The organism is Blastopirellula sp. J2-11, from assembly GCF_024584705.1.
Taxonomy (GTDB): Bacteria; Planctomycetota; Planctomycetia; order Pirellulales; family Pirellulaceae; genus Blastopirellula.
In genome coordinates, this window is sequence record NZ_CP097384.1 from 404,683 (window position 1) to 417,339 (window position 12,657).

Genomic DNA, 12,657 nt, shown 5'->3' on the forward strand with positions numbered 1-12,657 from the left:
GGAGAAAGGGAAGAATTGGGTGCGTGCTAGCACGCAGGCGCGAAATGTCGAATGTCTAATCTGGCGCAGAACGCGCTCAGAGGGCCGTTTGCTGCTCGTCGGCGGTTAGCTGCTGATCGATCTGGGCTTTTTGCTTCTCTTGCGTCTCGACCAAGGCTTCTCGCAGCGTTTGGACCGAGCGATAGGTGCGGCTCACTTCGGCCAGGACGGTCTTCAAGTGAGCGTCTAGACGATCGTTGTAGGCGGAGATCTGCTCCAACTCTTTCGTGACGTTATTCAGGTCTTTGTCGAGCGAAACGCCAAGCGCTTCGCGACGCTGAACCACTTCCTGCGTGCGCGTAATCTGGGCGTCGGTCAGGCCGATTTCGGTCTGATAGGCGGCGATCTGATCACGCAAACTGTTGAGCATTGAGTAAGCGAAACGGAACTCGCTGCTAAAGTCGTGCAGGGGACGGCGATAAACGTCTTCTTCGATTTTCACCGTGCCGTCGGCCGCCATTTCGGCGGCGGTGGTCGCATCTAGCAGGGTCGTATCGCCTTGCTTGAATTCGGTCGGAGCGCCCTGTTTCAGATCGGGAGCGACGGCCAAACCGGTCGCCGATTCAAAGTTTTCACGTGGTGCGGCGACATCCGAATCGGAGTCGACGTCGACCGACAGATCTTTCAGGAAGGTGACACGTTTCCAAACGGTCGCCGGCGGATCGTTGGGATCGGCCGTTTTGCCGGTGCGGGCGAACTGCTCTTTCAACGCTTCCGAAACGGCCGGGTCTCCCTGACCCCAAGTGAAGGTCTCGGTGATGATCTTATCGACCTCAGGCTGCTCCAGTTCGGCGTAGATTTCACGGTTGTCGGTCGGCATTTGGTCGTACAGCGTCCATGTGCCGCCGCGGTTGATCAGTTGAGCTTGTTGCTGGGTGAGCGGCAGAGCCGGTTCGAGCGTGACGTTGGGGAAGTTGGTCATCGTGACGATGAACTCGCCCAGGTAAACGCCTGGCAGCACAATTCCATCGGGCCGAGGGACTTCGCCAAACGCATACAGCACCGTGTCGATGTCGAGCGAACGATCTTGAGAGGGAACTGGCGCCATCGGATTGGTCGGATCGGGCTGCCGAGTCGGCATCACGACTTCGATCGAGTTTTGGGCTAATTGACCCGCCTGACAACCGCGCCAGACGCGACCGCGAGCATGCATCACTCGTTTTAGTTCGGCGTTGGCGGTCAAGATGGAACCGATCGGATCGTCGGTCGAGACCAGTTGGCCGGTCATTTCATTGATTGCAGCGCCGGTTTCCAGCACTTCCACTTCGGTTTCGAGACGAGCATGCATCTCGGCTTTGTTTTGATAGTCGGCGCGCCACGCGGCTTGAGTCTTTAAGACCAACGAACTGAGAACGACAAACGCGAACGCCGCAAAGAAGCAACAGAACGTGGCTAGCACGGTGACGATATGCCAGGTCTGAAAGTTGAGATACGACAAGATCCCAAACAGCAGCACCAGCACCGCGATCACGATGTAGAAAATTGTCATGTCAGATCTTTGGCTCGAGCGGAGAAGATAGCCGGATGCGGATCGCAAGTGACGCCGTCAAAGTTGACGGGTCCTACTAGTGTAATTCCTATGTCAGCCCTGAAGCGGAAATTCTGCGGAAATCGAGGGCGCATAAGATGGGACGATAATAGACTAGGAAAAATGGGTAGTCAAGTTTGTCTGTGCTGGATTAATTCCATAACCTCTTAATAGCATAGCACTTCCGTCGCTGTGTGGCGCAGAATTCGTCCAACATCGGGGCTGTGCTCCCCCCTGACGGCTACTTGGTGCTTCTCGTGAAGCCATAGCCCTCTCTGCGGCGGTCGCGGACGATTCTGCCTGAATGATTCAAGTGAGAACGCTTTCCGAGACGAATCATCCCGACAGGGAATCGTTTCATTCGGAATGATTCATACGATCCGATGTCGCCGGGCTGATTGCCTGACGACTACCGAAAGTGCAAAGGGGACCGGCATGCAGGCCGATCAATCCGCCGCTAGTCGCTGGCGAATCTTCGCTCGTTTGGCCGAATCGACAGGCCGGCTCGACCGGTTCGTCCGTCGAGCGCTGGCCGATGCGCTTTCCGAAGCCGCGTTAAGCGAAAACGAATTTCTGGTGCTGGCCGCCTATGACGCCGAAACAAATCCTCCTTCGCAGCGCCAATTGGCCGATCGCCTGGCGGTTTCGCCGGCGCAGATCAGCGCAATTGTCGAGAGGTTACGTCAGCGCGAGTGGATCGACTCGCAGCGAGACCCGCATGATCGCCGTCGCCAGCAGTGGAGTTTAACGACGGCCGGAGTTCAGATCGTGCGTACCGCCGGTGAGGCGATCGCCGCTCGATGGAGCGAACTGGATGAAGTTCACCCATGTTCTCCGCTGGCCGCCGAAGCGTTGCGCCATGCGACGCAGTTGCATGAGTCAACGATTGTTCCCGCCTCCTTCTCCTCATCTTCTTCCCACTCGGCCGAGCGCGCGGCCTAAACCCGGAAACGGTTTGATGAAACAATATTACGACCTGATACGACCTGGATCGTGCGGCGCCGCTTTGGCGCGTGCCGCCGCATATCTGGCGTTATTGGTATTGGTCGCCGGCTGTTTTCGAACGCGTGGTTTTTATCATGGCCAGGCCGACGCCGATGCGTATTACTTGATCGATCAAAAGGCGAGCGATCCACGCTGGGAATTGCCGGGCTACTCGGTTTATCCGAATCCGGAGTCGCGCATGTACGACCAGTACTCCGAAGACTTTCCGCCGCAACCGCTGGATGATCCGACGTCGAACGAGCTGATGTATCACGTCGATGGCAAAAAGAACTATCAGAAGTGGACCAAGAACGGCGTGATCGCTTCGGTCGAGAATCCGGCCTGGCTCGCGTATCTGCCGATCAGCGACGATGGCACGCTGCAACTAAATGATGATCGCGTCGTCGAATTGGCGCGGCTCAATTCGCGCGACTATCAGACCGAAGTGGAAGATTTGTATCTCTCGGCGTTGGATGTCAGCTTCCAACGTTTCCGCTTCGACGCCCAGTTCTTCGGCGGTTATGAAACGTTTTTTACGGCCGATGGACCGCAGCGGAGCGGAGGAGGATCTCATAGTCAGCTGGAAGCGAATACTCGCAATATGCAGATGGAAAAACTGTTCGCATCGGGCGGCGAGTTGGTGGTCGGTTTCGCCAATCAGCTGGTATGGGAGTTCTCGGGGCCGAATACGCATTCGGTCAATTCGTTGATCGACTTTTCGTTGGTTCAGCCGTTGCTGCGCGGCGGCGGTCGTCGCGTGATCCTCGAGCAACTGACGCAGTCAGAGCGTGATCTGTTGGCCAACGTTCGCCAGATGGAGCGATTCCAACGCGGCTTCTATTTAGAGATCGTCGCCGGGCGTTCGGCCGGACCAGGGCCGAACGCCGGAGGAATTGGCTTTCCCAGTATCGGCGCCAGCGGTTCGTTCTCGGCCGGCGGTTATATGGGGCTGCTGCAAACGGAACAAAACATCCGAAACCAAGAGGCGAATATCGCAGGACTGCGAAGCAGCTTGACGCAGTTAGAGTCGTACTTCGAGTCGGGACGTATCGACTCGTTTCAGGTCGAGCTGACGCGTCAGGCGCTCTTTCGCGAACAAAGTTCGTTGTTGGCCAATCGCGCCTCGTTCGCCAATCGCTTGGACCTCTACAAGATCAATCTTGGCTTGCCGCCTGAGTTGCCGGTGAAGCTGGATGTCGATCCCTTTTTCAATCAGTTCAATTTGATTGAGCCGTCGTTCACACGCGTGCAAAACCAACTGACCAACATTCAGGTTGAGCTGGGCGAATCGGTGATCGGCATGTTGCCTGATCCGAATGGACTCGAACTCGATCCCAATCAACCGCTGTTGCCGGAACTGGTCTGGAACGAACAGACTCAAGCGACCTTCTCCGGCATCGTCGCCAAGCTAGAGCTGATTCAAGAGTTGCGCGGTCGCGTGGCGATCGAGTTTGCACCGTTGGTCGCCGAGGATGTCGACGGCCTGCGCGCGATGCTGCCCAAACGAGTCGCTGAGCTGACCGAGATTCAGCGGCAATTGGCCGAGTATGGAACGCAAAACGGAAAACCGACATCGCAAGAGTCGGTCACCAACGGCGTGCTCAGTACAGGGCGCCTGACCCGCTTGCCAGACCAGTTGGATGCGATTCAACACGACTTGAACGAAGATTTCGCATTGCATGGCGAAACGCTCGACAAATTGATCGCCGACATTCGCCAGCTGCAGGAAGACGCGCCAAGCTTGACTCCGCAGGCGCTCTTTCAGCGGGCGCAAGAGGAAGTGTTTGGCCAGGCTCCTAGCGAGATCTCGGCGTTGATTAGCGACGTGCTCGGTTTGTCGCTGGTGCAAGCTCGCGCACGAACGGAGTCGATCACGTTGACCAATGTCGAGATTAGTTCCGACGAGGCGCTCGACATTGCTCGCGAGAATCGCCGTGACTGGATGAACGCGCAAGCGGCGCTGGTCGATTCGTGGCGACAGATCGGCTTCTTCGCGAATGACCTCGAGGCCGACCTCGACGTCGTCTTCTCGGGCGATATCGGAAACCTGGGGAAGAACGGGGTCAAATTCAACTCAGACAATGGACGGCTGCGAGTCGGTCTGCAATGGGACGCGCCGGTGACGCGTCTCCTCGAACGGAACAACTATCGCGAGTCGCAAATCGCTTACGAGCGGACGCGTCGCCAATATTATGAATTTCGTGATCTCGTATCGCGTGGGTTGCGTGACACGATTCGTACGATCGACGTGAACAAGATCAACTTCGAGCTGCGTCGCGCCGCGGTGCAGGTCGCGATCTCACAGGTCGAACGGACGCAATTACGTCTGCAAGAGCCGTCGAAGCCAAATCAAGACCAGCAAAAATTTGATTCGTCGACCGCGCGTGACTTGATCAATGCGCTCGACAGCCTGGTCAGTGCGCAGAACGACTTTTTGGGGGTCGCCGTCAATTACGAAATTTTGCGACGGAGTTTGGATCTCGATATGGGAACGATGCAGCTGGATGATCGCGGCATCTGGATCGACCCAGGTCCGCTGGACGCGACGTCGTGGCGCATGCGATCGCATCACTTGAGCGGAGAAGGCGTGGAGATGATCGAAACCCCCAATCCGACCGAGCCGCTCTTGCCGATCAATCCAGATGAAAATCTGGACGGAGTGCGCGAGTTAGAAGCGATGCCGCTCGAGCTGCGACCTCCGTTGCCGGCAGCGGATGATGGCATTTTGGACGACGTCATCCCACCGCCGAAACCTCGCTAGGGCTAGCAGGTTGCGGTGATATCGCGTGAATATTCGGGTGGAATCACAATTTCACCCAGAATCTTTGTCGAAATTTGCGTGGAGCTCGCCATGGCGAGCGTTTAGTGATCTATCTCACTTTAAAAAAAGTGGGACGATCGAAACTCTTGACGTGGTCAAGGGTTAAATAGTGTTGCGGCACGGTTGTCGCCAGCAGAAGTTCTGCGCAGAGGAGCGGTTTACACGTCGATTTTTGCGGGTGACTTGCCCTCGTTTGTCGACTACAATTCAGGGCTACACGCCCTGCCTCCATCCCACCCACTCGCATGCAAGCACGCGTGCGACCCACCCTACGAGCACACGATGACAGCATCAAACACTGTTCATTCGCTGGGGGTCTCGGCCAAAGGTCGTCGAGGATCGACGACTCGTTTGGTGGTTGCCTTACTAGCTGTGGTTAGCGTCGTTGTCGGCGCCGCGTTCTATTGGAATCGACCGAAGGCCAAAGGGGTCGTCGCTTCCAACGAACTGTTTCATACCATTGATCGCAGCGCGTATCTGCATGATGTCGTCGAACGGGGCGAAGTCGAGAGTGCGAGCAACGTGGAAGTGAAGTCGGAAGTTCGCAGCTATCGCACGACCAATTCGTTCGAGATCTTGTGGGCGATCGAAGAAGGGGCTTCTGTCAAGAAGGGGGATCTGCTGATTCGTCTCGATTCTTCCGCGCTGGAAGAAGAGCACACGTTGCAACAGTTGGACGTGACGCAGTCGATCGCGTCGTTGGCGAAGGCCGAGAATGAATTGGCCGCCGCGCAGATCGGCATGAACGAATATGTGCTGGGAACGTTCGTCGAAGAGATGAACGAGATCGAGAGCGAAATCACGCTCGCTGAAGAGAATGTTCGCCGCGCCGAAGAATATCTCCTCTACAGCGGTCGCTTAGCGGCCAAAGGTTACGTGACTTCGCTGCAATTGCAGGGAGATCAGTTCGCGCTGAAGAAGGCGAAGATCGAGCTGGAGAAAGCGCAAACCAAGAAAAACGTGCTGAAGGAATACACCAAAGAAAAGAAGATCAAAGAACTCGACAGCGCCATCAAGGTCGCCGAAGCCGATCTGGAAGCGGCCAAAGAAAAGCTTGGGCTGGAAAACAAGATGCTCCACTTTTTTGAGGAGCAGATCTCCGCCTGCGAAATCCGCGCGCCGCAAAACGGCCAGGTCGTTTACGCCAACGTATCGAGCGGTCGTGACTCGAGCGACTTTGTGCTGGAGCCGGGCGCCAAAGTTCGCGAACGTCAGACGCTGATTCGCTTGCCTGACTACGAAGCGATGCAGATTGTTTGCGATGTCAACGAATCGCGGATCGCCCTGATCGACAAAGAGATGCCGGCGACGATCAAGCTAGACGCCTACGAAGACAGCGAGTTGATCGGCGAAGTCATTCGCGTCAACGAATATCCGACGCCGGGCCACTGGATGAGCTCGACCGTCAAGAAGTACGCGGTGACGGTGAAAGTGCTTAACCCAACGATGCAGATTCGTCCCGGTCTGACGGCGCAAGTCTCGATCCATGTCGAATCGTCGCCGGAAGAACTCCAGGCGCCGGTCCAGTCGGTATACGAACACGATGGTTCGCACTTTTGCTTTTTGCGTGACGCTTCGGGAGTTGTCAAAGCGCGTCAGGTCGAGATCGGCTCGAACAACAGCCGCTTTGTGGTCATCACCAAGGGACTGCAGCCGGGCGATCAAGTCGCGATGAATCCCCGTGGATTTTTGGACGACATTGAACTGCCGGCGATTGCGACTCCGGCCGAGAAGATCGCCGCGCGATTTGAAGAAGTGACCAGTCGAGACAAGACGACGACGGCGACCGAGACCACCGCTTCTACGCCCGCCGAGAGCGGCGCTGAAATCGAAACGGCGCAAGCTTCGACCAGCGAGCAAACGCAAAAGCGGGCCGAGGATCAAGTCGCCGAAGCGGCGACTGCAACGACAACGGCCGCCGCAGAAAATTCGGCTTCGCCAGAACGCCAACGCGCCGCCGGAGGCGGTCAGTGAAATTCGCCGTTCAGGTTGACGACCTTCGGAAGATCTACCATCTGAAGGGAGAAACGGTCCACGCGCTGCGCGGCGTTACTTTTGATGTTCCTGAAGGGGACTACGTCGCCATCATGGGGACGTCCGGTTCGGGGAAAAGTACGCTGCTCAATTTGCTCGGCTGTCTGGATCGCCCTTCGCACGGCAGCATTTTGCTGGGGGGAAGCGACACCAGCAAGTTGTCAGACGACGAACTCTCATTTTTGCGCGCTTCCCGCGTCGGCATTATCTTTCAGGCCTACAATCTGATCCAGCAGTTAAGCGTACTGGAGAATATCGAAGTGCCGCTTTATTATCGCGGCAAGGTATCGCAAGAAGATCGCCGACGCTGCAAAGAGCTGGCGTTGATGGTCGGTTTGCAGGGACGGCTGGATCATCGACCGATGCAGCTTTCTGGTGGTCAGCAGCAACGTGTCGCCGTGGCGCGCAGCCTGATCAACAATCCCGACTACATTTTGGCGGACGAACCGACCGGCAACTTGGACTCGAAAACGACCGAAGAGATCTTGTCGCTGTTTGAGCGGTTGAACAACGAAGGGCGCACGATCATTCTCGTGACGCACGAAGATGACGTATCAGAACATGCGCGCCGCGTCATGCGTTTGTCGGATGGCGAATTGGCGGAAGATCGTTTGATTGAGAATCGTCGTTCGGCATTGGCGACTTCGGCCTCTTAACGCAGAACGGGACAAAATGTTCGGCATACGAGTCTGGATACTTGGCGTCAAAAGTTTGCTGCTGCATCCGATGCGCTCGTTGCTGACGATTTTGGGCATCTTTATCGGGGTCGCCAGCGTGATTTGGCTGGTCGCTATCGGCGAAGGCATCAGCCTGAAAGCGCAAGAGCAGATCGAAGGTCTAGGCGCCGAGAACGTGCTGGTTCGCAGCGTCAAACCGCCGGCTGAATCAAACACCAGCGCTCGCGGCATTACGCCCTACGGTTTGACGCGCGACGACTTGCATCTGCTGGAAGAAACGATCCCGACCGTCGACCAGGCGATTCCAATTCGTGAGATTCGCCGCGAGTTCAGCCGCGGCCCGGTCAGCATGTTCGGGCGGTTGGTCGGTTGTACGCCGGAATATGCCGAAGTGACTCGGTTGCAAATCCAGGCAGGGCACTTTCTCTCCGACGCCGAACTGAGTGGGCGCGACAATGCCTGCGTGTTGGCGGCTGAAGTCGCGGAGAAACTCTTTGGTTTCTCCAATCCGATTGGGAAAAAGATTCACATCGAAGCCGACTACTATACCGTTGTCGGCGTGCTGAAGCCGCGTGCGGCGACGGCGGCGATCGGCGGCAGCATGTCAGGCCAAGAGTTTAACAAAGACGTCTACATTCCGATTACGACCCTTTGGCAGCGTGTCGGCGATCAGATCATGACGCGTCGTAGCGGCAGCTTTGAAGGAGAGATTATCGAATTGAATCAGATCACGCTGCGCATCAAAAAGAAGAGCGGTCTGCTGGATGTGCCTGCCGTCTTGGCGACGGCCGATGTGATTCGCTCTAGTTTGGCGCATCACGACCGAGCGAAAGACATCTCGGTGGTGGTTCCCTTAGAACTGCTGGAGCAGTCGCGACAAACGCGGCTGATGTTCATGGTCTTTATGGGGTTGATCGCGGCGATCTCGCTGCTGGTCGGCGGTATCGGGATTATGAATATCATGCTGGCGACCGTGACCGAACGGACCCGCGAAATCGGCATCCGCCGCGCGATCGGCGCCAAGCGGCGCGATATCGTGCGTCAGTTTTTGGTGGAGACGATCGTCTTGTCAGTCGTCGGCGGATTGACCGGAATTTTGGGCGGGCTCTGTTGCGTACCGGCGGTCGACCTGATGCGCTGGGGAGTGCAAAATTACGACCCCGAATTGATTGCAATGCTGCCCGATTCGATACGTGACGTTCGCCCGCAGATCGTGCTGATCTCGATTCCGATCGCCTTTGTTATTTCGGTCATCGTCGGCATCGTGTTTGGCATTTACCCGGCCCACCGCGCCGCCAATCTCGATCCGATCGAAGCGCTTCGCAGCGCGAACTAATGAGCGAAGTTGGTATGGTCGCCAACTGTCTTCCTGCGGCGGAGCGTCTACAATAGAGCGAGCCCGCATCTTCGTAGCCCGATGCGCAAGTTTTGAGGTTGCGCAATTTGGCCTGGTTGGCCGCGATAGCTCCGCTATCGGGGCCGACGAAGTCGGTAGGAGGCATTGAGCCGCGGTCGGACGAACTTCGGTGGTCGCCATACCGTTGGAAATGGCGAAAAGCCCCTGAACTGCTTACCGGGAACCAATGCCTCTTACGGCTGCGCCGCCCGGATAGCGGAGCTATCCGGGCCAACCAGGCCAAATTGCGCTTCGGGCTACGAAGACAGGAAACTGTGCAACTTTTCAGCCCCTCTTCTTCGACGAACTGCCTGTGACGCCTGACGCTCCGCTGACTATCGCTTCGATCACCGCCGGCAGCGCCGGGATGTTTTGCGGCAGTTGTATGCGCGACAATACGATCGCTCGGGCGATGCATCGCGCCGGGCACGACGTTCATTTGATCCCCACCTATACGCCGATCCGTACCGATGAAGAGAACGTCAGTGATGCGCATCTCTTTTACGGCGGCATCAACGTTTATTTGGAACAGGCGATCCCCGGGTATCGCTTCTTGCCGGGGTTTGTGACGCGTTGGCTCGATCGCCCAGCGATCATCAACTGGGCGACGTCACGGGGGATAGAGACCAGCGCGAAGAATCTGGGGGCGCTGACCCTCTCGATGCTGCGCGGCGAACATGGCAATCAACGTCAGGAAGCGGAGCGGTTGGCCGATTGGTTAGCCGATTCGGTTAAGCCGCAGGTGATTAACCTTTCCAACATTTTGATCGGCGGCTGCATCGGCGCGATTCGTCGCAAGGTCAACGCGCCGATCGTCGTGACGCTGCAAGGAGACGACATCTTTCTGGATGATCTGCCAGAGCCTTACCGGTCGCAGTCGCTCGCGGAGATCCGCAAGTTGGCCGAGCAGGTCGACGCGTTTGTCGTCTTCAGTCGCTACTACGCTGACTATATGGGGGAGTACTTTCAAACGCCGGCCGAGAAGTTTCGGATTGTGCCGCTGGGAATTGACGTCGCCGATTTTCCGCTAGAGATGGCGCAAAATCGGCCGCTGATGCTCGATGGTCCGCCGACCATAGGGTATCTGGCTCGCCTGGCGCCGGAGAAAGGATTGCATCTATTAGTCGACGCGTTCGTACAATTGCGCCAGTCGCCAGGCATGGAAAACGCCCGGTTGAAGATCGCCGGTTACTTAGGCGCCCAACACCAAAAGTATGCGGACGAGCAGTTCGCCAAACTAGTCGCTGTCGGGCTTGGCGATGCTTACGAGTATGTGGGAGAAGTTGATCGTCACGGCAAAGTCGAGTTTCTCCATTCGATCGACGTCCTGTCGACGCCGACGATCTATCGCGAACCGAAAGGGTTGTTTGTGTTGGAGGCGCTCGCTTCGGGAGTGCCGGTCGTCCAGCCGGCGCATGGCGCCTTTCCCGAACTGCTGACGGCGACCGGCGGCGGGCATCTGGTTGCGCCCAACGACGTGGCGGCGCTGGCCGGCAAATTGATCGAAGTATTGGCCAATCGCGAAGCAGGTCGTCGACTCGGAATGGAAGGCTGTCTAGCCGTCCATCAGCGCTATCATGCCGATGCGGCGGCGGCGGCGACGATCGACGAGTATCGGCTAATCTTGAGCCGGTAACTTGGCGGAGGCCAGCGCTTCTTCTGGTTGTTTTGCGTCTGGATCTTTGTCGGGCGGTCCCCAGCGAAACGGCCGCGACTCTTGCACCGAGGACTCCGTGACTTCGCTGCTTTCCAGATCGACCGCGTAATATTTTCGCGGCGCACCTTGCGGCGAACCGAAGTGAGCATCATCGTCAAACAGCACGCGGATAAAAGTTCGTCTTCCATCGAAACCGCGAATCTCGCCGCTATGGATATTTTTCACCGGTCGACCCGTCGTACGCTTGGCGAACTCAATCGCAGCCGCGATCAAGCGACGATCTGGCGGAAAGGTAGCGAGATAGACCCCGCGCAGCAGCAACAAACCAGCAGCGATGGCTGGAATGCCAAAGACGATCCACATTCCCCAATGAAACACGCGGTTGGTTACCCGTAAGCAGCGACTCGATGCGAAACGGTTTATTTTACGCGAAAATGGGACGCAGGAGCAGTTCGGCAAACTACCGCCTAGCGGGAAGTAGAAAAGGGCCAGTGACCTAAGCTAGAATAGCGATCGCCATCCTCCCACTTATTTCTCATCCAAGGGGACTTTATGCGAAGTTTGATCGTAACCTGCTGCCTAACGGCGGCGCTTGGCAGTGGGGCGTTGTCGCCCATGGCGCTGGCCCAAGCGGAAGACGAATCCAGCGACAAGGTGAAACAGCGGACTGAAGTTTATAAGACGATCGACAAAGTCGAATTGACGATGCACATCTTTGAGCCGTCTGGCCATACGGCTGACGCCAAGAGCCCGGCGATCGTTTTCTTTTTTGGGGGAGGGTGGAAGAGCGGATCGCCAACCCAGTTTTTCCCCCAATGCGAACATCTGGCGAAACAAGGAATGGTCGCGATGGCGGCCGACTATCGGGTCGCATCGCGCCATCAGGTGACCGCTGACGCCTGCGTCGCCGACGCCAAGAGCGCCATTCGTTGGGCACGGACCAACAGCAAACGCCTCGGGATTGACCCCGATCGGATTGTCGCCGGCGGCGGATCGGCCGGCGGACATCTGGCGGCCTGCACCGCGGTGATCGACGAATTTGATGAGCCGAGTGAAGATGCGGCCGTCAGCAGTCGTCCCAATGCGTTGGTCTTATTCAATCCGGCCGTGATCCTAGCGCCTGAGAAAAAGCTGCCGCCGATTGTGCAAAAGCGGCTGACCGGACTCGCCAAACGATTGGGGACTGAGCCGGTAAATCTTTCCCCGTATCACCATCTTCGCGCTCCGATGCCGCCGACGATTATTTTTCATGGAAAATCGGATGGAACCGTTCCGTACGTGACCGTCGAGAAATACTGCGAGAAAATGCAAGAATTGGGTGGTCTGTGCAAGCTGGTCGGTTATGACGACGCTGGGCACGGCTTCTTTAACCACGGGCGCGGCGACAATAGCGCCTACCTCGACACAACCAAGCAAATGACGCAGTTTTTGCAGGAGCACGGCTTTCTGTAGTCACGCCCCCCATCGAAGCTGCCGCCGCCGAACGGAAGGCATACGGCTGGCCGATATTTACCTCGGCTG

At 57.1% G+C, this 12,657-nt stretch carries 9 protein-coding genes; 7 read left to right on the forward strand and 2 right to left on the reverse strand.

What is annotated here, in order from left to right; translation table 11 throughout:
* Positions 1–76: 76 nt before the first annotated feature.
* Complete coding sequence (locus M4951_RS01700) at positions 77–1,528, reverse strand: hypothetical protein (protein ID WP_262024755.1); 1,452 nt, start codon at positions 1,526–1,528, stop codon at positions 77–79.
* Positions 1,529–1,933: 405 nt separating this feature from the next.
* On the opposite strand from M4951_RS01700, the gene M4951_RS01705 reads away from it, so the two are divergent.
* From M4951_RS01705 to M4951_RS01730, 6 genes are all read left to right on the forward strand, one after another.
* The gene (locus tag M4951_RS01705) at positions 1,934–2,509 is read left to right on the forward strand and encodes a MarR family winged helix-turn-helix transcriptional regulator (RefSeq protein WP_262024756.1); all 576 of its coding nucleotides are present in this window, start codon (positions 1,934–1,936) and stop codon (positions 2,507–2,509) included.
* A 16-nt stretch (positions 2,510–2,525) separates the two neighbouring features.
* A complete protein-coding gene (locus M4951_RS01710; RefSeq protein WP_262024757.1) occupies positions 2,526–5,312 on the forward strand; it encodes a hypothetical protein in 2,787 nt (928 codons plus the stop codon).
* Between the two features lie 342 nt (positions 5,313–5,654).
* Entirely contained in the window at positions 5,655–7,346 is a 1,692-nt protein-coding gene (locus M4951_RS01715) for an efflux RND transporter periplasmic adaptor subunit (RefSeq protein ID WP_262024758.1), read from the forward strand.
* Positions 7,343–8,062: an ABC transporter ATP-binding protein gene (locus M4951_RS01720; RefSeq protein ID WP_262024759.1), complete on the forward strand. Its 720-nt coding sequence runs from the start codon at positions 7,343–7,345 to the stop codon at positions 8,060–8,062. The genes M4951_RS01715 and M4951_RS01720 overlap by 4 nt, the downstream gene beginning before the upstream one ends.
* 16 nt (positions 8,063–8,078) lie before the next feature.
* Positions 8,079–9,419 (forward strand): ABC transporter permease, encoded by a 1,341-nt coding sequence (locus M4951_RS01725; protein WP_262024760.1) that lies wholly within the window; start codon positions 8,079–8,081, stop codon positions 9,417–9,419.
* Between the two features lie 373 nt (positions 9,420–9,792).
* The gene (locus M4951_RS01730) at positions 9,793–11,115 is read left to right on the forward strand and encodes a glycosyltransferase (RefSeq protein ID WP_262024761.1); all 1,323 of its coding nucleotides are present in this window, start codon (positions 9,793–9,795) and stop codon (positions 11,113–11,115) included.
* Here M4951_RS01730 and M4951_RS01735 read toward each other — a convergent pair.
* Entirely contained in the window at positions 11,098–11,514 is a 417-nt protein-coding gene (locus M4951_RS01735) for a hypothetical protein (protein ID WP_262024762.1), read from the reverse strand. The genes M4951_RS01730 and M4951_RS01735 overlap by 18 nt on opposite strands.
* Positions 11,515–11,688: 174 nt before the next feature.
* Here M4951_RS01735 and M4951_RS01740 point away from each other — a divergent pair, with 174 nt between their 5' ends.
* Positions 11,689–12,588 carry an alpha/beta hydrolase gene (locus tag M4951_RS01740; RefSeq protein ID WP_262024763.1) on the forward strand — a complete coding sequence of 300 codons (900 nt, stop codon included), beginning with the start codon at positions 11,689–11,691 and terminating at the stop codon, positions 12,586–12,588.
* Positions 12,589–12,657: the final 69 nt, after the last annotated feature.